The organism is bacterium, assembly GCA_039961635.1.
GTDB lineage: Bacteria > 4484-113 > 4484-113 > JAGGVC01 > JAGGVC01 > JABRWB01.
Genome location: JABRWB010000032.1, coordinates 62503 through 83954, shown reverse-complemented (window position 1 = coordinate 83954; position 21452 = coordinate 62503). Strand labels below are relative to the sequence as shown.

18 protein-coding genes are annotated in these 21452 nt (G+C 59.0%); 13 read left to right on the top strand and 5 right to left on the bottom strand.

Going from position 1 to position 21452, the window contains the following annotated elements; genetic code table 11:
- The 3 genes from HRF49_05455 to HRF49_05445 all read right to left on the bottom strand — a co-directional run.
- Positions 1-340: hypothetical protein (locus tag HRF49_05455; GenBank protein MEP0814094.1), on the bottom strand; the 340-nt coding region annotated here is incomplete at its 3' end.
- On the bottom strand, positions 337-960 hold the full coding sequence (locus tag HRF49_05450; protein MEP0814093.1) for a hypothetical protein: 624 nt from the start codon (positions 958-960) through the stop codon (positions 337-339). The genes HRF49_05450 and HRF49_05455, both read right to left, overlap by 4 nt.
- A gap of 57 nt (positions 961-1017) precedes the next feature.
- Complete coding sequence (locus HRF49_05445) at positions 1018-3513, bottom strand: valine--tRNA ligase (GenBank protein ID MEP0814092.1); 2496 nt, start codon at positions 3511-3513, stop codon at positions 1018-1020.
- Between the two features lie 130 nt (positions 3514-3643).
- Between HRF49_05445 and HRF49_05440 the strand changes: the two genes are divergently transcribed.
- The 10 genes from HRF49_05440 to HRF49_05395 all read left to right on the top strand — a co-directional run bounded on the left by HRF49_05440 (position 3644) and on the right by HRF49_05395 (position 14813).
- Positions 3644-4090, top strand: coding sequence for a hypothetical protein (locus tag HRF49_05440; protein MEP0814091.1), 447 nt, complete (start codon positions 3644-3646; stop codon positions 4088-4090).
- 21 nt (positions 4091-4111) lie between these two features.
- Positions 4112-4501 carry a hypothetical protein gene (locus tag HRF49_05435; protein ID MEP0814090.1) on the top strand — a complete coding sequence of 130 codons (390 nt, stop codon included), beginning with the start codon at positions 4112-4114 and terminating at the stop codon, positions 4499-4501.
- 7 nt (positions 4502-4508) lie between these two features.
- On the top strand, positions 4509-6401 hold the full coding sequence (locus HRF49_05430) for a glutamate mutase L (GenBank protein MEP0814089.1): 1893 nt from the start codon (positions 4509-4511) through the stop codon (positions 6399-6401).
- Between the two features lie 73 nt (positions 6402-6474).
- Positions 6475-7083: a zinc ribbon domain-containing protein gene (locus tag HRF49_05425; GenBank protein ID MEP0814088.1), complete on the top strand. Its 609-nt coding sequence runs from the start codon at positions 6475-6477 to the stop codon at positions 7081-7083.
- Between the two features lie 49 nt (positions 7084-7132).
- On the top strand, positions 7133-8266 hold the full coding sequence (locus HRF49_05420; GenBank protein ID MEP0814087.1) for a hypothetical protein: 1134 nt from the start codon (positions 7133-7135) through the stop codon (positions 8264-8266).
- Between the two features lie 82 nt (positions 8267-8348).
- The gene (locus HRF49_05415) at positions 8349-9962 is read left to right on the top strand and encodes a hypothetical protein (protein MEP0814086.1); all 1614 of its coding nucleotides are present in this window, start codon (positions 8349-8351) and stop codon (positions 9960-9962) included.
- 9 nt (positions 9963-9971) lie between these two features.
- Positions 9972-10661 carry a hypothetical protein gene (locus HRF49_05410; GenBank protein MEP0814085.1) on the top strand — a complete coding sequence of 230 codons (690 nt, stop codon included), beginning with the start codon at positions 9972-9974 and terminating at the stop codon, positions 10659-10661.
- Positions 10658-11503: a hypothetical protein gene (locus HRF49_05405; protein MEP0814084.1), complete on the top strand. Its 846-nt coding sequence runs from the start codon at positions 10658-10660 to the stop codon at positions 11501-11503. The genes HRF49_05410 and HRF49_05405 overlap by 4 nt, the downstream gene beginning before the upstream one ends.
- A complete protein-coding gene (locus HRF49_05400; GenBank protein ID MEP0814083.1) occupies positions 11500-12219 on the top strand; it encodes a hypothetical protein in 720 nt (239 codons plus the stop codon). Before HRF49_05405 ends, HRF49_05400 begins: the two co-directional genes overlap by 4 nt.
- Positions 12220-12317: 98 nt before the next feature.
- Positions 12318-14813 carry a penicillin acylase family protein gene (locus tag HRF49_05395; GenBank protein ID MEP0814082.1) on the top strand — a complete coding sequence of 832 codons (2496 nt, stop codon included), beginning with the start codon at positions 12318-12320 and terminating at the stop codon, positions 14811-14813.
- A gap of 178 nt (positions 14814-14991) precedes the next feature.
- Here the strand turns inward: HRF49_05395 and rsmD are convergent, their stop codons facing one another.
- Positions 14992-15561: a 16S rRNA (guanine(966)-N(2))-methyltransferase RsmD gene (gene rsmD, locus HRF49_05390; GenBank protein MEP0814081.1), complete on the bottom strand. Its 570-nt coding sequence runs from the start codon at positions 15559-15561 to the stop codon at positions 14992-14994.
- Positions 15562-15617: 56 nt separating this feature from the next.
- On the opposite strand from rsmD, the gene HRF49_05385 reads away from it, so the two are divergent.
- Positions 15618-17234 carry an NAD+ synthase gene (locus tag HRF49_05385; protein ID MEP0814080.1) on the top strand — a complete coding sequence of 539 codons (1617 nt, stop codon included), beginning with the start codon at positions 15618-15620 and terminating at the stop codon, positions 17232-17234.
- Between the two features lie 15 nt (positions 17235-17249).
- The gene (locus tag HRF49_05380; GenBank protein MEP0814079.1) at positions 17250-17726 is read left to right on the top strand and encodes a hypothetical protein; all 477 of its coding nucleotides are present in this window, start codon (positions 17250-17252) and stop codon (positions 17724-17726) included.
- Between the two features lie 174 nt (positions 17727-17900).
- Here HRF49_05380 and HRF49_05375 read toward each other — a convergent pair whose 3' ends face one another.
- A complete protein-coding gene (locus tag HRF49_05375) occupies positions 17901-18914 on the bottom strand; it encodes a polyprenyl synthetase family protein (protein ID MEP0814078.1) in 1014 nt (337 codons plus the stop codon).
- A 247-nt stretch (positions 18915-19161) separates the two neighbouring features.
- Here HRF49_05375 and HRF49_05370 point away from each other — a divergent pair, with 247 nt between their 5' ends.
- On the top strand, positions 19162-21387 hold the full coding sequence (locus HRF49_05370; GenBank protein MEP0814077.1) for an ATP-dependent helicase: 2226 nt from the start codon (positions 19162-19164) through the stop codon (positions 21385-21387).
- Positions 21388-21452 lie beyond the last annotated feature (65 nt).

Below are 21452 nucleotides of genomic sequence, written 5' to 3'. Positions count from 1 at the left end.
CCGCAAGCTCCTCGGCTTCCGGCAGCGTCACCGCGCGCTGGATGTTCAGCGGGAAGCTCGTCAGCGGCAGTAGCTTGTCCGCGGTCAGGCCCAGCGTCTCGCCCGCCTTGATTGCCGCGTGCTGGAACGCGGGGCTTGCGTAAACGATAAGCTCCGCCGGACCCTTCGCCTGTTTGACCTGCGTCACGAGGACGACGGCCTCCGCCTTGATCGAGTTTTCCTTGGCCTTGCAGCCGGAAAGCCCAAGCGACGCCGCGAGGGCCAGCGCGATGCATACCGTCAGCCGAAGTCCAGCGGCCCGCGCGCGGCCTATTCCCGTTTCTCCCCAGAATCCGCTCATGCCCCTTCCTCCTTACCGGAATCCCCCCCGGCTTTGCCCTCTCGGCGCTCCTCGATTTTTTCTTTTGCTTCGTCGACCCGCTCCTTCACGTTTTCCTTCAGCCGTTCGCGCAGCTCGCCGGAGCCGAGCGCGGCGCCGGGATTCAGCGACTTGGTAACGAGCGAATCCGGAAACTGGCCGTATTTTTCCACCTCGGAGCGGTCGCCCGAGTAGATGTACCACTGGCCGCCGTCATAAACCCATCGCACCGCCTGGCGGACGATGGGCGGCTCCATGACATCGGGCAGCGTGGTTATCGCGAAATTGTTTTCGACGGCGACTTGCACCTGCTCCTTGGCTACGGTCGTGGCGGTTTTGCCGGATTTCTTCATGTTTTCCAAGCGCGCCTTGCGAAGCTCCTCGAGCGCTTTTTGTTTCAGCTTCCTGGTTTGGTCGTCCATGGAGGCGTTCAGCGCGGGGCTGGCAAATTCGCCGCCGATCGTGTCGGAAGCGCCCGTAAGGTAGTTGTAGTATTCGGCCGCGCGCGACTTGAGCTTTTCCTCCGGCTTCGCGCAGCCGGAAATCGAAAAAGCCAAAATCATCACGGCCGCGAAGGCCGCGTAACGGAGAAACCTGCACATGGATTCGATTATACCTCTTGGATGTATTGCCGGAGTCCGCTTTCCGATTTCCGGCGGTTAAGGCTGCTCCGGCGCAGCGAGCTCCGCAGCGAGCAAAAAAGCGCCTTGCGGCGATTCGACCGGGCCGGAAAGCTCCCCGGCTGAAGACGCGAATTCGACGGATTGTACGTTCGCCGCGTTCATGAAATCGAGGAGGACGCGGGAATCGTCCGCCTTGAGACGTTCGAAAAGCGCGGCGTCGGGCGGACGCAGCCCGGCGGGAGCGATCGAGAGTTTCGCCACCGGGCGCTTGATCGAGACATTCAACTCGCTTTTGATCTTGCGCACGCCCGCGAGAAGTTCGACGGCAAGGTCGCCGAGCGCTTCGGCATCATCGTCACGCGGGAAATCCGCCGCGACCGGCCAGGGCGTGAGGTGAATGCTTGCGATGCCGAGCCTTTCCGCGTACATCCAAGAGAAAACTTCCTCCGTGACATGCGGGAGCGTCGGCGCAAACATCTTCAGAATCGTGAGTAGTGAATGGTAAAGCGTGAACTGCGCGCTGGGGCGCAGCGCCCTGCCCTCTTCCGAATCGCCGTAGAGCCGGCCTTTTGCGAGCTCGAGGTAATTGTCGCAGAATTCGGCCCAGAAGAAATCCTCGACAGCGCTTCGCGCGTCGCAGAATTCGTACTCGTCGTAAGCTATTGTCGCGGTTTCCACCACGCGTCCGAGCTTGGAGAGCAGCCAGCGGTCGGTGATATGAAGCGAACCAGGCTTCGAGCCGTCGAAATCGGCAATGTGGCCGTGGGCGAACTTGCTCGCGTTGAAGATTTTCGTAAGCAGCCTCTTTCCGAGCGAAAGCGCCTTGTCATTGAACGAACTGTCCAGCCCCAGCTTTGCGGTGGAAGTCCAATAGCGCAGCACGTCGGCGCCGTATTTGTCAACGTACTCGCGCGGCGTCACCACATTGCCCTTGGACTTGGACATCTTTTTCTTGGCGGGATCGAGCGCGTGGCCGCTGATGAAGACGTTTTCCCAAGGCATTTTGTCTTCGTGAAGCAATCCCTTCACGATCGTGTAGAACGCCCAGGTGCGGATTATGTCGTGCGCCTGCGGGCGCAGGCTCATCGGGAAAATCTTCGCAAACAGCTCCGGGTTTTCCAGCCAGCCGGACGCGAGCTGCGGGGTGCAGGAGCTGGTCATCCAGGTGTCCATCACGTCGGTTTCGGGCGTCAGTTCCTCCGGCCTGCAGGGAAGAGGGCCGCGAGGCAGGTCCACCGTCGGGTCAACCGGCAGGTCGGCGGGGTCGGCGAGTATCACGCTTCCGTCCGGCGCGTACCAGACCGGGAACGGGACGCCGTAGAACCGCTGGCGGCTGATGCACCAGTCCCAGCCAAGATTCTCCACCCAGTGCTGGTAGCGCACCCACATAAACTCCGGCCACCATTTTATTTCGCGTGCGCGGCGGATCAGCTCTTCCTTCTTGTCGAGGATGCGGATGAACCACTGCTCGGTGATGATGTACTCGACCGGAGCGTGGCTCTTCTCGCCGCACTTGACCATATGCGTGATCTTCTCCTGCTTCGTCAGCAGGTTCTCTTCCTTCAACTTTTCGATAATCGCCTTGCGCCCGGCTTCGAGTTTCAGCCCCGCGAACTCGCCCGCAAGTTCGTTCAGCCTGCCGTCGGGAGTTATCGCGACGCGGGTTTCGAGGTTGTAGCGCTTCCACCATTCGATGTCCACGGTGTCGCCGAACGTGCAGCACATTACGATGCCGGTTCCCTTTTCGGGATCGACGAGCGGATCGGTGAGAACAGGCACCCAAAGGTCGAAATGCGGAGTTTTGATTTTCCCCCCGACATAGCGGCGGTAGCGGTCGTCCTCGGGATGGCAGAGCACCGCAACGCAAGCCGGCAATAGCTCCGGGCGCGTCGTCGCAATTGCGACCTTCGTTCCATCTTCGAACGTGAAAAGGATGTCGTTGAAGGTCGAATCGAACTCGCGGTCTTCGATTTCGGCCTGGGCGAGCGCGGTGCGGTTGTCCACGTCCCAGATTGCCGGCTCTTCGCGGCGGTAAATGTGGCCTTTCTTGTAAAGGTCAATGAAACTTTGCTGCGCGACGCGGCGGCTGACGCGGTTTATCGTGGAGTATTCGAGATTCCAGTCCACCGAAAGGCCCATGCGCTGCCACATGTCCTTGAATTCGGCTTCGGCGTCCTTTGTCACTTCAAGGCAGAGCTTGATGAAATCCTCGCGAGGCATGCTTTGCGCTCGGACGTCGCGCGCGCGCTCGACCATCCGCTCTGTGGGAAGGCCGTTGTCGTCGAATCCGAACGGGTAAAAAACGACCTTGCCGCGCAGCTTCTGGTACCGCGCGATGATGTCCATTTGCGTGTAGCTGTAGATGTGGCCCAGATGCAGCAGGCCGGAGACCGTGGGCGGCGGAGTGTCAATCGAGTAAATCCGCTCGCGCGGCGCCGTGGGGTCGAAGCGGTAAATACCCTTCTCCTCCCAGTGTTTCTGCCACCGGGCTTCGGCCTCGGCGGGGTCGTAACGGTCAGGCAAATCCCGCATTGCACACCTTCGGAGCGACAAAAACCTCTCGCGGACGCTATAAAGCTACTTTCACGCGTATCCGCCTCGGCTTGCGCCGGTTTGTCCCGGATGGTAAAAATGTCCGTCCCTCCGGGAAAACGGCGGCGTTATGGTAGCACAAGAAAACAAGTTAAGCTGGACGTTCAATCCCCGGCTTCAGGAGCCGTTTAAGTTCGGCGCGCTCATCTTATTAATTGCAGCGTTTTCCGCCGTGGTATACTTCACCTCCGATACGGCCAGGTGGTGGTGGACGGGTCTTTCGGCGCTTCTGCTCGTCCTCATGACCCTGCCGTATTTTGTACCTATCACTTACGAGCTGACCGATGAGGGCGTTTCCGTATTCCACGGGCGGATAAGGTCCAGCTTCAAGCCGTGGAGTCACTATACTCGTTGCGTTTACGACGAGGTGGGGCTGCAGCTTAAGACGATGGAGGTGGACAGCAGGCTCGACCACTACCGCGGATGCTTCATGCGGTTCGCCAAGGGCGCCAAGGAGCAGGCGGAAGTAATCGAATTCATCGGTCGCAAGCTGAAAGTTGTAAGGAACCGGGCGTGACCCGGACTAGTCGAGGAGCTATTGTCGGCGGCAGGCACAAAAAAACGGGCGTCCTGGATTGAAGGATTCAAATATGCTTTCGGCATCGGATACGCCGAGCCGCCGCTGTCCGAATCCGACGAGGCCGCGCTGATGCGCGTAGGCGATTTGGTCGTCTCCAGGCGAATGGAAGTGCCCGCCATTATGGCGCTCGAATCGCTTAGGCCGATGAATTTTCTCGGCAGCCAGGTAATGGTGATGCTCAAACCGTTCGTCGGCATCATTACGGACGACACGTTTTGGGTAAGCGTCCAAGAAGCGTTCGAAAAGCGCGCAAGCGTGAATTTTCTTATCGAGTACATCGAAGAGCGGATGAACGAGCGAAAGCGCGCCGAGCGCGCGCCGCTCGAAAATACCAACGGTGATAAGTGAGGAGTTGATGGAGCAGCACAAGTCCGATGAGAAAATCAAGGTGATAGTCGCAACAGACTGCGGCTCGACCACCACCAAAGCGATACTCATCGAATTCGTACCGGAAGAAAACTGCTATCGCCAGACTTTCAGGGGCGAAGCGCCGACCACCGTGGAAGCGCCTTTCGAAGATGTTACGAAGGGCGTTCTCAATTCGATCCAGGAACTGGAAGAGCTTTCCGGAAGGAAAATTCTCGATCCCAACAAGAATTTCGACGCGACGGAAGCGCCGTTCATTTATCCGTCGCGCGACGGCGAAAAAGTCGGAATAGACGCGTACATTTCGACATCAAGCGCGGGCGGAGGACTGCAGATGATGGTGGCCGGCGTCGTTCTTACGATGACCGGCGAAAGCGCGCAGCGCGCGGCGCTGGGCGCGGGCGCGATCGTGATGGACGTACTTGCGTCGAACGACAAGCGGCTTCCGCACGAAAGGATAGACCGCATCCGCAGGCTTCGTCCGGATATGATTTTGATGTCCGGCGGCGTGGACGGCGGCACGATCAGCCACGTCGTCGAAATGGCGGAGCTTATCGCCTCCGCCGATCCCAAGCCGCGCCTCGGCCACAGCTACCAACTGCCGGTTATTTACGCGGGCAACACCGACGCGCGGGAGAACGTAAGCAAGGTGCTGGGCGGCAAAACCGCGCTGACCATCGCGGAGAACATCCGCCCCACTTTGGAAAGGGAGAATCTGTTTCCGGCGCGCCAGAAAATTCAGGATTTGTTCGAAGAACACGTGATGGCGCAGGCGCCAGGCTACGACAAGCTGCTCAAGTGGGTGAACGCACCGGTTATGCCGACGCCTGGCGCGATGGGCGTAATCATTCAGCGCATCGCTTCCGTGGAAAACAAGAACGTGATCGGCGTTGACATAGGCGGCGCCACGACGGATGTATTCAGCGATTTCAAGGTTGAAAACCAGCGCGTATTCAATCGAAGCGTGTCCGCCAATCTCGGAATGAGCTATTCGGTGTCAAACGTTATGGCCGAGGCCGGATTCGAAAATGTAATGCGGTGGGTGCCGTTCGACATTGACGAGCTGGACCTCCGCAACCGCATCAAGAACAAGATGATCCGCCCGACCACCATCCCTCAAATGCTGGAGGAGCTTGTCATCGAACACGCGCTCGCCCGCGAAGCACTGCGGCTCGCGTTCGAGCAACACAAGTCGCTGGCGGTGGGATTAAAAGGCGTCCAGCAGGCGCGAAGCATTTCGGACGCGTTCAGCCAGGAAGCATCCGGAGACACGTTGATAAAGATGATGGATTTGAACCTGCTGGTCGGCTCGGGAGGAGTGTTGTCCCACGCGCCGCGGCGCAACCAGAGCATGCTGATGCTCCTTGACGCTTTTCAACCGGAAGGATTCACGGCGCTCGCCGTGGACAGCATATTCATGATGCCGCACTTGGGCGTTCTTTCAACGGTTCACGAGCGCGCCGCGGTGGAGGTGTTCAACAGGGATTGCATGATATATTTGGGCACGGCCATCGTCCCTTCGGGCGAGGCCAAGCCCGGCGAGAAGTGCCTGTCGTACCGCATCAAGTTCCCCGACGGGCGCGAGGAAGCGGGCGATTTGCCTGCCGGCGAGCTTTTGCTGTTCCCGCTGGGAGTTGGTGAAGAAGCCGAAGTTGAAGCGGTACCCGCCAGGAACTTCGACCTTGGATTCGGAAAGGGGCGCGCTCACAAGACCAAGGTGCTTGGCGGAGTAGTAGGACTTGTCCTGGATACGCGCGGCAGGCCGCTCGTTTTGCCGAAGGATCGCGCGGGCCAGGTTGCGGCGATTCTCAAGTGGACCAAGGCGATGAACGCTTATCCCGATTTATCCGGCATAGCCCACGGGCATGCGGGAAGAGGTTAGTTTAGAACTGGGCATAACCGGCCACCGGGCCGTTGTGATGTGAAGGAAATTTCGAATCGGGGAGGTTTTCAAGATGGAAAATACTGGTCAGCAGGGCGGTTTCAACCAGCAGCCCGCACCGGCCGCGCCGGCGGCGGTGGATTTCGGCACGCTGTTCGGAAAGGGAACTTCGCTTTGGACTTCGAACCTCGGCAATCTGGTTGTTTTCACACTTGTGTTCGTATTGGTCGCTTGGATTCCGATTGCAAACATCGGATTCATAGCAGGCTATATCAGGGGGCTTCTGAAAACCGCAAGAGGTGAGAAGGCCGAAATAGGCGATCTGTTCAACGCATGGGACTGTTTCGGCAGCGCGTTCCTTTACGTAATCATCCTTTTGCTGGTAGGTCTCGTGAATTTGATTCCAATACTGGGTAGTCTGGCATATTTGGTATTCGTATTTTTCGCCTACCCCGGCTTGTTCAAGGTCATCGACAAAAACGCCGGTGCAGTGGACGCACTCAAGTGGTCCTTCGGGGCTTTCAAGGCCGCCGTTGGAAACTGGATTCTTTGCATTTTGGTAGGCGGAATCATGGCCAGCCTTGGCGGAATCGTATTCGGCATCGGGATGATCGTTACCCTTCCCTGGGGTTATCTGATCATCGCAAGTCAGTATGAAACGCAGAAGGATGCCGCATTTTAGGAATCGGCATTACCGCAGATTTAGGGATTTAAGTCATCGGAGTTAAAGCTTGGCGCATGCTTACACGCCCGGTCTCCGGGTAACGAAACGTACGACGATTCGCCGCGAGCGGGCGCTTCCGCTTAAGGGAAAGGTGGTGGTCGAGAAAGGCCAAAGGCTGTCGGCCGATACTGTGGTCGCGCGCACCGAACTTCCCGGCGGAGTGCAGACGATCAACGTGATCAACCAGCTGTCGATCACGCCCGACGAGATCATGGATTACATGCTCAAGAAGGAGGGCGATCCGGTTGAACAAAACGAGCCCATCGCGCAAAACAAGCCGCTGCTCGGCCTCGCTTTCCTGAAAACCATCGTACGCTCCCCCATCAAAGGATTCGTCGAGCGCATAAGCGAGACGACCGGCCAGGTGATCCTGCGCGAGCCGCCTGTACCGGTTGAAATTCACGCGTATATTGACGGCACGGTTGTCGAAGTCATTCCCGAAACGGGCGTCGTGATGGAAGCGCAGGCGACATTCATCCAAGGCATTTTCGGAATCGGCGGCGAGGCAAACGGCGAGCTGGTGGTCGTCGTGGATTCGCCCGACAAGGAACTATCGGAAAACTTGGTCAAACCGGAACACAAGGGCAAGATCCTTGTCGGCGGCTCGCTTATCACCGCCGGCGCATTCAAGCGGGCTCGTGAGCTTGGAGTGGTGGGAGTCGTCGCCGGCGGGTTTCACGACAAAGACCTGCGCGACGTGCTGGGCAGGGATTTGGGTGTGGCGATTACCGGAACCGAGCAGCTTGGAACGACGCTCGTCGTCACGGAAGGATTCGGCGCGATCCCGATGGCGAAAAAGAGCTTCGATATCCTGGTTGCGCGCCAAGGCAAGCGCGCGAGCATCAGCGGCGCGACGCAGATACGCGCGGGCGTCATCCGGCCGGAGATCATCATTCCGTTCGAGGCGGGCGACGACGGCGCGGAGGAAGCGCCTGTCGAATCCGAAAAATGGCTCAAGCCGGGAGACCCGGTGCGCGTCATCCGCGAACCCTATTTCGGGGAAATCGGAGTGGTCAAATCTCTTCCGCACGAGCTGGCGCGCGTTGAAAGCGAGACCAAAGTCCGTATACTTGAAGTCGATTTCGGCGACGGCAAGGGAGTAATCATTCCCCGCGCCAACGTCGAGACAATAGAAGACTGACGCGGAGCGGCAGCGGCTTTGTCCGCCGGGCGCGCGGATGGCGCGACGGCGGCGCGACGCGCCCTCCGGAAAGGGGAGTGCGGTGAAGCGATTACTTGCCGTGTTCTTGATGTTGACGCTGGGATTTGCGCTCTCTGCGTCGCTCGTCGCGCAGGAGGCTGCCGCGCCGCCGGAGGAAGCGGCCTCCGAGAGCGCGCCGGAGGGCGAAACCGGCGCGGAGCCGGAGGAGGCTGCCACGGATTCGGAAGCTCCCGCAGCCGTTGCGGAAGCGCCGCCGGAGCCCGCTTTCGATCCTTCAAGCGTGCCGCTGCCGGATGACATTCAATTCGTAGACTTGCCCAACGACGCGGGGGAAACGCTTGTTTTCAGCTGGGATTTCACCGGCTTCGATTTCACGCCGACCGAAGAAGAGCTTTCCAAGGGCGCATTCAGACATCATTACGTTTTGGTGCGCGACGGCAAGGAAATCCTCGAGTTCGGCCCGATCGCAAAACCCAAGGAAACGATGGCCGCCTTCCCGCAGTACTGGGGATTCGACGAAGAAAAGTTGAGCAAACGAAAACGCGTCGAACTAAGCGATCTGGAGCCGGGAACAACGGTTAGCCTGCAAATCGGAGTCGTCCCCCCGGAAACGGAGCAGATGTACGCCAAAGCCCGCGGCGATTATTACAATTACATCGGTTTGGAAGAAAGCCTGGTTCTGGCGCGCCACGACCTTGGAGTGGAAAAAGCCAAAAAGAACCGGCCGGACAAAGTCGCGGAACTTGAGCAGGCCGTTGAAGATATAAAGGCGCAGATTGCCGGCCTTGGTTACACAAAACAGCAGGCCGAATCCGCGTGGAACGAAGCGAAGGCTGCAATCTATGTCTTTCCCGAAACTTACCAAGCGACAACAAAAACCGGTTGGTACAACCCCGTCAAAACGAACAATCTCGTTTTCGGAATATTATTCGGCACCGTGGTACTGCTGTTCATAGCACGCGCCCGAAAAGACAAAACGTTGTTCATCAGAAGGATAAACGGACTCGAAGCGGTGGACGAAGCGATAGGCCGCGCCACCGAAATGGGCAAGCCGATTCTTTACCTTACGGGAATGACGACGCTTGCCGATCTCGCGACCCTCGCGGCGATAAACATTTTGGGTGAAGTATCCAAGAAAATCGCGGAGTACGACAGCGGACTGATCGTGCCCTGCCGCGACCCGGTCGTGATGACGGTGAACCAGGAAACTGTCAAGGCCGCGTATACCGAGGCCGGACGTCCCGAGAATTACAACGAGGACAGCGTGTTCTTCCTCACCGAAGACCAGTTCAGTTACACGGCCAGCGTGAACGGAATTATGTTGCGCGACAAGCCCGCGGCGAATTTCTTTATGGGTTACTACTACGCCGAGTCTCTCCTGCTCGCGGAGACGGGTGCGATGACCGGGGCGATCCAGATCGCCGGAACGGACTCGCTGGCGCAGCTTCCGTTTTTCATCACCGCGTGCGATTACACGTTGATAGGCGAGGAGCTTTACGCTGCAAGCGCGTACCTGTCCCGCGAGCCGCTTCTTTTGGGAAGCCTCAAGGGGCAGGACATCGGCAAGCTTTTGTTGATGCTCGTAATCCTCCTCGGAACGCTTTTGGCGAGCCTTGGGGTTTGGCTTTCCAATCCGGCGTTCAATTTCATCCAGCATATTTTCACGGCGCTATAGGAGGCGGCAATGGGAACCTTTTTCAGAAAACAGCTGCCGATAATCATAGCCTTCGTGATGGGCATGATCATGCTCATCCGGTACTACGTCCCGCATCCCGTATCCGAAACTGTTTACAACCTGTTCATCGACTGGGTCATCATCATTTCGGGATTCGTGATGATCCTCGGCATCCTTTCGCTTCTTCACTACCACTGGAACAAAATCAAGCGCCGGAAGCCGGGATTCGCGTTCAGCTTCGTCACCTACGGCGCATTCCTGGTGATGATGATCACGGGATTCGTTTCGGGATTCAGGGCGGAGACGGGGACTCCGATGGAGCAAGGCACGGGATTCCACTGGATGTACGTGAATCTGATGGTGCCGATGCAATCCACGATGTTCGCGATATTGGGATTTTTCGTCGCTTCCGCGGCGTTCCGCGCATTTCGCGCGCGCAATCCCGAGGCGACGATGCTGCTTATCGCGGCAATTTTGGTGATGCTTGGACGAGTCCCGATCGGCGAGGCGATGTGGACGATCAAATCGGCCGCCGGCGCTGACATACACCCGTTCAGCGTGGTCTCTTCGTGGATTCTCGACGTGCTCAACACGGCGGGACAGAGAGGAATAATGCTCGGCGTGGGACTATCCCAGGTCGCGATCGCACTTCGAATACTTTTCGGAATTGAGCGTACCTATATGGGAGGTGGCGAGTGATGGGATTCTGGAAGGCGTTTCTGAAACTCGACCGCCGGTTCATTTACCTGGTGATCGCTCTGGGAATAATCATACCGCTGCTCAAGCCGATGGGCCTGCCGATACTTCCGTCAAAGGAAGTTCAAGCCGTGTTCGACGACATAGACAAGCTGCCGCCCGGTTCGCACGTTTGGATTGCGATGGACTACGACCCCGCCAGCCAGCCGGAGCTGCAACCGATGTCGGTCGCCATTATGCGGCATTGCTTCGAGAAGGACTTGCGCGTTATCGCGATGACGCTTTGGCCGGGCGGGCCGAATCTGATAGTTGAGGCCTTCCACAAAGTGTCGAAGGAATTCGGTGATAACGGCAAGTCGCTGAAGGAAGGCGAAAACTACGTGAATCTCGGCTACAAGCCGGGAGGCACGGCGGTGATTCTCGGCGCGGGTCAAGATCTCAAGGCCACGTTCCCGACCGACATGTTCGGCAACGCTACCTCCACCATGCCGATTCTAAGGGATTTGAACAGCACGAAAAATCTGGATTACATGGTCGAAATCGGAGCCGGAAACACTGTTGACTGGTGGATTGTTTACGGCCAGAAGAACTACGGATTCCCGCTGGCGATCGGATGCACCGCGGTTTCGGCGTCGCAGTATTACCCTTATTTGAACAGCGGGCAGATAACGGGGTTGATCGGCGGGCTGCGCGGCGCAGCGGAATATGAGGTTCTTACCGGCAAGCCCGATCTCGCGACGGCGGGAATGGATGCGCAGAGCATAGTGCACGTCATCCTGGTGCTCGCAATAATACTCGCCAACATCGGCTACATAACGGTGTTGCGCGGAGGAGGTGCCAAATGAGCCCCGAATTGCTGGAAAAAGTTGGGATCATTATCGCCGGATTCCTGACCTTGATGATGTTCAGTTTCATTTTCAAGGACAATCCGTTTTTCAAATTCGGCGAGCACCTTTATCTGGGCGTGGCCATCGGATATTACGTTAACATTCAGTTTTTCAACTTCATGCGCCCGAAGCTGATCGAGCGGCTTTATCCGCCGCTGGGGCCGCCGAATCCACCGGATCCCGTTAATCCGGACATCGTCACTTTTCCCGATCCGAATTTCTGGGTGATCATTCCCGCGCTGCTGGGCATTTTCATCCTTATGCGCCTTATTCCAAAGTTTTCGTGGTTATCGCGCTGGAGCTTCGCTTTTTACATCGGCGGCTATGCGGGCATCAACCTTCCGATGGTCATCAACGGCGTGATCCTGCCGCAATTGGTCGCGGCAACCGCGGCCATCGCATTCAAGGACGCTGCGGGTGTGCCCGCAATCGCGGGAGGAATCAACACGCTTATACTGATGATAGGCACATTCTGCGTGCTCGTTTACTTCTTTTTCAGCATCGAGCACCGCGGCGTCGTGCTTTCGGTTTCGCGCGTCGGCATCTGGGTTCTCATGATAACTTTCGGCGCGGCGTTCGGATACACCGTGATGGCGCGCATGAGCCTTCTCATCGGCCGTACCCAGTTTCTGCTGTTCGACTGGCTCAAGGCGTTCGGCATAAATTTAAGCTAGGCGACGAGGCCGGCTTTGCGCGCTTGGATTTTTCACGCGCGCGGCGCGCAGCTTGGGCAAGCGCGCATTTTTGCGGCCTTGCATTACAATACCCGCCCATGGGTAACCGATTCGCCGCGCTTTTCGCCGCCGCCGCGCTTTTCGCGCTCGCATTCGCCGCGCCCGCGGCTTCCCAGGCCGACGCCGCATCCGTCCGCAGGATAGACCTGCCTTCCGGCGCGCCGTTCAAGAACGTCGCGATCACGCTCGACAGTTACGGCGTGCCGCATATCACCGCGCCGTCGCTCGACGCCTGCTTCTTCGGCGCGGGATACATGCACGCGTACCATCGCCTCGTGCAGCTGGACGTGACGCGCAGGCTGGGCCGCGGCGAGCTTGCGGGATGGGCGGGCGAGGAGCGGCTCGAATCCGACAGGTTGATGCGCAGGCTGCGGCTGGGCGCGGTAGCGGATGCAAGCCTTGAGTTGCTCAAGCCGGACGAAATCGCGGCGCTTTCCGCCTACACCGAGGGCGTCAATTTCTACATCTCGCACTGCGCGCAGCTGCCGATGGAATTCGCGCTCACCGGCCCGCCGCGGAAATGGACGAACTCCGATTCGCTTGTCTGCGCGCGCGTAATGAGCTGGATGCTGATGGAGGATTACTTCACGACTATAGACAACGAGTACAGAAGGCCGAAGACCGACCCGGCGCTGCTGAAGCTGGTTGATCTCTCGCCGCTGGAGGGGATTGCGTACCATATTTCGCCTGATGATTTGGCGTACTTGCATCGAACAGGCTATGAAGCCCAGGATTTAAAAATTATTCCCGGAGAAGCTCCAAGCCCCGGACTGGGGAGCTTCGAACCGGACTCCACGCTTCGAGGAAGCAACTGCTTCGTGATTTCGGGCAAGCTGACAGAGGACGGATTGCCCGTAATCGCAAGCGATCCGCATCTGGATTTGACCTATCCGCCGATATGGTACGAAATGCGGTTGACCGCGCCGGACTACGACGCGCGCGGAATGACCGTGCCCGGCGTCCCCGCGATTGTAATCGGCGCGACGAATGATATCGCGTGGGGAATCACCGCGCTCGGAGGCGACAACGCGGACGCGATTCGATACCAAGTGCGGAACGCGGCGTCTCCGTCCCCGGACATTTCAGTCGAATCGTTGCAATCGGGCGAGCTGTCCGCAATTCTCGGCGGCGACGGCTGGCGCATCGCGGACAAAGAGTATTTAACCAGGAACGGCTGGAAGAGGTTTCTCGCACGCGACGAGTCGTTCGAAATCACCGACATGAAGGGACGCCGGACGAAAACCGAAACCGTGCTTTACACCGAAGCGGGGCCGGTTATGTTCAAGGAAGAGGGCGGCTCGGTCATAGTCCTCAAGTGGGTGGGAATGTTTCCCGACCGCGAAGGCGCGGCGTTCCTGGCGATGAACAAGGCGAAAAATATTGACGAATTCCGCTCGGCGATTCGCGAATTGACCACATCCCAGAATTTGATTTATTGCGATAAGGATGGAAACATCGCATATTTCCCGACGGGCAAATATCCGAAAAGGAAATACGATGGAGCCGCGCCGGTTTCGGGCGAATCGCAAAGCGTGGAATGGCCGGAATGGATTACGACGGACGAACTTCCTGTTTCGCGTGTGGCTCAATCGGGGTTCATCGTGTCGGCAAACCAGGCAATCGGCCCCGAATACAAAGTCGATTTGTCCGGCGGCGGGTTGACAATAGGGAAATTCACCTGGGATTTGGAGCTAGGCGGCTACCGCTCGTACGGCCACCGCGCCAAGCGCATCGGTGACCTAATCGAGGAAGCAAAATCGCGCGGCAAAATATCGCGCTTGGACGTCGCGCGCATCCAGTGCGACACGTATTCCCAGCTGGGCGCCGGATTCCGCGACTTCGTGATCGAAACGCTGGACGCGGCGGATTACGCGCCAGGCGCAGCGGACAATCCCGCGCGCGTCGCGTACGACATGCTGAAGAACTGGGACGGCTATTGCAGCACGGACAGCGCGGGCGCGGCGGTCGCCTACCTGATGCTCGCGAACGTTTCGGACAGGCTGCTGCGCAGCCGCGGCTGGGGCTCGACATCGGAGCGCGTCTGGCACGGCGGGCTGGACTACGGGCGCAACCTGGGCGCGCTGTGGGACGATCCGAAAACGGAGCAGATCGAGGACGCGCCGGCGATCCTCGCGGATGCCCTCGAATACGCTGCCTCCACGCTCGAAAAGAAGTTCGGCCCCGATGCCCCCTGGCGTTGGGACAAGATGCACCTGATGGACTTGACTTACCCGGTGCCGTTCATCGGGATGTATGCGCCCGGGCTGGTTCCGTCTCCCGGCGGAAACGACACGGTCTGGCAGGGCGCAAGCTCTTTGAATTCGGATGGCGCATTTGTCCAGGATTTCGGGCCGTCGATGCGGGTGATAATGTCGCCGGGATGCCTGGACGACGATTACTCGTCGAATGCGGCGGGCAACGCTGCGGGCGGCGCGTATTTCCTCAGTGTGCTCCCCGGCGGCCAGTCGGGCGACCCTCGTGACCCGAATGGAAAGGATCAGCTTGCGCTGTACTTGGCTGGCGGATACAAGTAGCTTCGCCGCACTCGAGCCAATCCATCCCGGATTATGAAATTTCGAATTTCGGGCGCCTTGCATTCGACATATGCATGTCGAATCCGGTATAATTGAGTCAGGACGTCGAAGCGATGCCCCCCCACAGCTTCGGCGTCCCTTTTTTATACAGTTTTCTACATGGCTTACGGCTGTGTGCCTACGCCCGATGCGCAGTTTCCATCCCCAGATACGCGACCTCGGTGTTCCCGTAGGTCTTGCGCTGCCATTCCCAGAAGGGAAGACGATCCAGCCCGCCAACCTCCGCCGTCCCGAACTGGCATACGATCAGCGATTCATCCTCCATCAGCGGATGGCGGCGCAGCGCGTCGAGGGTGCGCTCGACCATCATCCTTCGCTGGGGCGGCGCGACGAAAATGACGTCGAACTTCAGTTTTTCCTCGAAGAAGCGCGGAATCGCCTGGAACGCGTCTCCACGGAATATCCTGACTCGGTCTTTCACTCCCAGCACATCCGCGTTCTCTTCCAGTACGGCGGCGGCCGCGAGCGACAACTCGACCGCGGTCGCGCGGCGCGCGCCGTTCGAAAGCGCCTCGAAAACGTAACTTCCCGAGCCGGCGAACAGGTCCAGAACGCATGCTCCGTCCAGATACGGGCGCAGCACGTCGAATACGGCCTTGCGGACGCGGGTGAGCGGCGGACGGGTACCGCGACCGGTAGGCGTTTTTATCGCCCTACCGCCAAGCTCGCCAGAAATTATCCTTAACATACGCGGCACTCCTCCACCGCGGCAAAATTATAAATCGGAAGGGCTATAATCGGCGCGTGCGCATCGGGCTTGGCCAAATCAACACGACCGTGGGCGACCTGTCCGGAAACGCCGCGCGGATAATCGAATACGCAAAGCGCGCCGCAGATGCCGGTTGCGGGCTGTTCGTCACGCCGGAGCTTGCCACGACGGGCTATCCGCCGCAGGATTTGCTGTTCAAGCGGCATTTTATTGCCGACCAGCTCGCCTTGCTGTACGGCGGCCTGGCGCAGGAGCTTCCCCTGCCCTCGCTCGTCGGATTCGTGGATCGCGGCCCGGAAGGGGAGCTTTACAACGCCGCAGCGCTTGTTTCCGGCGGCGAAGTCGCCCGCGTTATTCACAAAACGCTTCTGCCCACTTACGACGTGTTCGACGAGTGGCGGTACTTCCGGCCCGCGGATGAAATCGCGCCGGTGGAATTCGCCGGGAAGAAAATTGGCGTGACGATTTGCGAGGACATCTGGGACGGCGATTACGATCGCAAAATAGTCCAGGAGCTCGCCCGCGCGGGCGCCAAAACCGTTGTCAACCTTTCTTCCTCCCCGTTTCACGCGGGAAAAAGAGAGGAGCGCTTAGGCCTGCTCCGGATGCATGCGATCGCGAACGAGGTCTCGATGGTTTACTGCAACCTGGTCGGCGCGCAGGACGAGCTTATTTTCGACGGCGAGTCCATGGCGGTGGACTCGAAAGGGCGGCTTGTGGCTCTCGGCCCGCAATTCGAAGAAGCGCTGGTGGTTGTGGAGACGGGGAATTCCGGCTCGGAGCCGCCGAAGGAAGCGCCGCACCGCGCATTCGATTTCGAATCGGAGGTGTTCCACGCGCTTTGCCTGGGAATACGGGACTACTTTAGGAAGTGCGGATTCGAGCGGGCCGTCATCGGGCTTTCAGGCGGAATAGACAGCGCGCTGACGGCTTGCCTTGCGGCGGAAGCGCTGGGAAGCGGCGATGTAATCGGTGTGTATATGCCGTCCCGCCACAGCGCGGCGATGAGCGGCGAGGACGCGGAAGCGCTGGCGCACTCTCTCGGAATTGAGTACCTGGTAATGCCGATTGACGAGTCCGTCGAGATCGCGAAATCCCGGTTCGTATCGGTATGCGGCGAATACCGCGATCCGGTGACGGTGGAAAACCTTCAGGCGCGCGAGCGCGGCAAAATCCTGATGGAGATTTCGAACGACCGGCGCGCGCTCGTGCTCGCCACGGGAAACAAAACGGAATACGCGCTGGGATATTCCACGCTGTACGGCGACATGTGCGGCGGGCTTGCGGTTATCGGCGACGTTTCCAAACCGGAAGTGTACGCGCTCGCCCGCTGGTACAACAAAACGAAAGGCGCGGAAATAATTCCGGAGCGCACGCTGACGCGGCCGCCTTCCGCGGAGCTGCGCGACGGCCAGGTGGATCCGTTCGATTACGCGCGTATCAGCCCGCTCGCGGACGCGGTCGTTGAGGAGCACCTTTCGCCGGACGAACTAATCGCGCGGGGATTCGCAAGGGAAGAAATCGCTCTCGTATTCCGCCTGGTTCGCGGAAGCGAGTACAAGCGGCGCCAGGCCGCGCCAGTCCTGCGCATCACGCGCAAGGCTTTCGGTATCGGGCGCAAGATGCCGATTGTGAACAGGTACGGCGGATAGAGGTATACTTGTACCGTGGGATCAGGCAGATTTCCTTTTCCGCTTAGGATTTACGCCGATACGTCCGTATATGGCGGCGTATTCGACGATAAATTCGATGTTCCGAGCACGAAGTTTTTTTCCCTGGTTGACTCTGGTGAAATCAAGCTTGTGAATTCACCTGTTGTCGAAAAGGAAATATCGACAGCGCCGCAGCCGGTTAGGAATTTTTATCGCGATATTACTTTCGATGCCGAAACGATTGACAGCGTAGCCGAGGCCGAGCGTCTCATATCAGCTTATGTAGCAAACAAGATAATTTCAAAAAAGTGGGAGACTGATGCAGCACACGTAGCTTTGGCTACCGTTGCCCGCTGCGATCTAATTGCAAGCTGGAATTTCAGACATCTAGTGAACTTGCGGCTGATTCGAATGTACAATGCCGTGAACTTACTTATGGGCTACCCCTCATTGGAAATCCGCTCTCCTATGGAGGTGATTGAAATTGACTGAAAAATTCAGGATCGACTGCATCGCAATGAAGCGAAAGGCAGCTCTCCAAATACATGAAGAGCTCAAAGGGCTGAGCTACGAGCAACGCATCGCCTATTGGGAGTCCGTACTTCGCGACATGAAAGGTCGCCGGGCCGGGCACAAAAGGAAATCGAGACGCGCCAAAAGGTCCGACTAGCCTGGATTTTGCGGCATTTCCGTATTATTTTGCCCCGCTTCTTCGAGCAGCGCGAACAGCCCGGACTCTATCACTTCCAAATCCGACCGGGCGGATTCGGACTGCCAGCGCGGCACAAGCATTGCGGATTTTTCCCGCGCCTTCGCCAAATACTCCTCGGCCTTTTTCCTGGAGTAGTCCATCGAGCCGAGCTCGCGCAGACGCGCCTTGAGCGCGTCCGCCGACTCCGCCGACGGTCGCTCCTGCCATCCGTTCATGAGCGTTTCGATTGACGGATCCTTTCCGATCGCGTGGATCAGCGGAAGCGTGATGCGCCCTTCCTTCAAGTCGTTGAACGACGGCTTGCCGGTCTTTTTTGGATCGGCGGCGATGTCCAAAAGGTCGTCCACGATCTGAAACGCCATGCCGAAATCCCTTCCGTACTCGCCGGCGAGCCTGCGCCCTTCCGCATCCGCGCCGCCGAGATACGCGCCGAGGCGCGTGCAGTGCTCGAACAGCACCGCGGTCTTTAACTCGATAACCGAAAGGTAGTTGTCCACGGCGAGTTTGAAGTTGTTGCGGTTGTTGACTTCGACAAGCACGCCCACTCCCAGCTTTTTCGAGGTGCCGACGAACATGTCGAGCACCTCGAAATCCCGGACTTTGGCGACGCGATCCAAGACAATCGCCAGGAGGTAATCCCCCACGATGACCGCGATCTCGTTTCCGAACGCGTTGCACAGGGTTTCGCTGCCGCGGCGGAACTGCGCGGTGTCTATCACGTCGTCGTGGATGAGCGTCGCGGTGTGCAAAAGCTCGGCCGCGCACGCGCAGGTTATGCTCTTTCCGTAGTCGTATTCGCCGAACAGCCGGGCGAAGACCATCACGAGCTTGGGCCGCAGCCGCTTGCCCGTGTTCCCTGTGATCGCGTCGAGGTAGCGGATGACGATGGGATCGCTGCCGAGGAGGAACTCCCGGATGCGCCGCTCGATTTCGACCTCGTCGCTCTTGATGTGCGTGGAAAACTCCACGGAAGGGAATATAGCACGGGGCGGAGGTAGGAGTTGGTGGCGCATGTTGTAACGAGGCTCCAATTTGTGCCGAGCAAATCACGTCACTCCAATTTGCCGCTAGATCTTGAATCCAAGCGCATCAATGGAAAACAGTGAGCATTCATGTAAATCCATAGCGCATACACCTCACGACTACATCTCGTGATCAGGCATACGCGTTCGTCTTGGTTCTGTTGCATGAAACTGCTCCCACTATAATCCCCCCGTGCCGACCGACGAACTTGTTCCATTTGACGATGCTGGGCTGCCCGGCAACCGCGACGCCTCCCGCGCTCCGGAGGTCCTGCGCCTCGCGCGCACCCTGCCCGCGGCCGGGCCGCGCACGCGCATAGACTACGCTAGCGAGCTCAACCCGCAACAGCTCGCCGCGGTGACCGCGGGCGGCGGACCGGTGCTGGTGCTCGCCGGCGCCGGGTCGGGCAAGACGCGCGTCATCACTTACCGCGTCGCGTGGCTTATCGAAAACGGCGTGCGGCCGGGGAACATCCTTTTGACCACGTTCACCAACCGCGCCGCGCGCGCGATGCTTGGCCGCGTCGAGACGCTTCTGGGCGCGGACCTGTCGTCGATCACCGGCGGTACGTTCCACCACGTCTGCAACATCATGCTGCGCAGGCACGCACCGCTTCTGGGGTTCACCGAGAATTTCACGATACTCGACGCGGACGACGCGGTGCGGATGATGAAGCGCGTGCGCGCCGAAAGCGGCGTCGATACAAAGGAGCGGATGTTCCCCGCGCCGCGGGTGCTGTCGCGGATCGCCTCGCTTATGGTCAACACCGAAATGGGGCTGGACCGGATTATCATCCGCCACTATCCGCAGTTTTCGCAGCGCATTCTCGATTTCGAGCGCGTGTTCGCGCGATACGCCGCGGAGAAGCAGCGCCAGAACGCAATGGACTACGACGATTTGCTTCTGTGGACGTGGCGGCTGCTTTCGGAGCATGACGAAGTGCGGCGGGAAATAGCGGAGCGCTACCGGCACGTCCTTGTTGACGAATATCAGGACACGAACCACCTGCAGGCGAAGCTTGTCGAGCTGTGGTCGAGCGAGCACGGGAATCTGTTCGTAGTGGGCGACGACGCGCAGAGCATTTACAGCTTCCGGGGCGCGAACTACCGAAACATACTTACATTTCCGGAGCGTTTTCCCGGCGCAGCCACCTATAAGCTGGAAACAAACTACCGCAGCACTCAGGCCATACTCACGCTCGCGAACGAGGTGCTGCGCGACACGCCCGAAGCGTTCAAGAAAACGCTGCGCGCGGTCAAGCCGGAGGGCGCCAAGCCCGCGCTCGTAGTGTGCCGCAACCCGGACGACCAGGCGGATTTCATCGCCGGGAAAATCCTGGAATTGCGCGAGGACGGCAAACAGCTTGCGGACATCGGCGTGCTCTACCGTGCGCACCGCAACAGCCAGGAAATCGAGATGGCGATGGGCCGCCACGGGATTCCGTACTTCATCCGGGGGGGGGTGCGTTTCATGGAGATGGCGCACATAAAGGATCTGCTGGCCTACCTCGTGATTTTCGGCTCGCCGCGCAACGAGCTTGCGTGGGAGCGAGTGCTTTCGATGTGCGAGGGCATCGGCGGGCGCACGATTTCGCGCGTCCTTGAAGCGATGAGCGGCGTGCCGGATCCGCTTGCGGAGCTTATCGGCGGGAGGTATCTCGATCTCGCGTACGGCGCGGGAAAGACTTCTCTTCGGGCGCTTTCGGTTTTCCTGGGCGACATCGCGAAGGAAATCCCGAACCGCGATCCTGCGGTGCTGGCGCGCACGATACACAAGCGGCGGTACTCGGCCTACTTGAAGGAAAACTACGACAACGCGCAGCGGCGCGAAGACGACATCGAGCAGTTTTTCATTTACGCCAGCAGGTTCGCGTCGCTTGGCGAGATGCTCAGCGAGGTCGCGCTGCACGGCGGATTCGGCGGCGAGGAGGTGGCGGCGGCGGATCCCGCGGCGGTGGAGGAAGGCCGCGTCTGCCTTTCGACGATCCACCAGGCGAAGGGCCTCGAGTGGAAGGTCGTTTTTCTCGTGTGGTGCGTGGACGGCACCCTGCCCCACAATATGACGTTCGACGATCCGGACGCGCTGGACGAGGAGCGGCGGCTGTTTTACGTCGCGGTGACGCGGGCGAAGGACGAGCTCGTACTGAGCTATCCGCAGGAGCGGTCGCGCGCCGATTTTTCGGTGGATTTGACCATGCCGTCAAGATACCTGCGCGAAGTGTCGAAGCACTACGACGAATTCATACTCGAATGGGACGACCCGAAGCGCGAAGCGAAGCAAGAGGAAGCGCGGGAGCGGAGGATAACCGGCGGGATCGACATCGAAAAGCTCGGCGGAAAGATGCTGGGCGGCGGCGACGCTTCGAAACCGGGAGGCGTGTGGATGCCGGACATCCCGGATCCCTGGGAGGAGGAGTGAAAAGAGAACTCCCATTACCCCCTTGTGCATGGTGCCTATAGAAAAATCCACCCTGAAAGGTATAT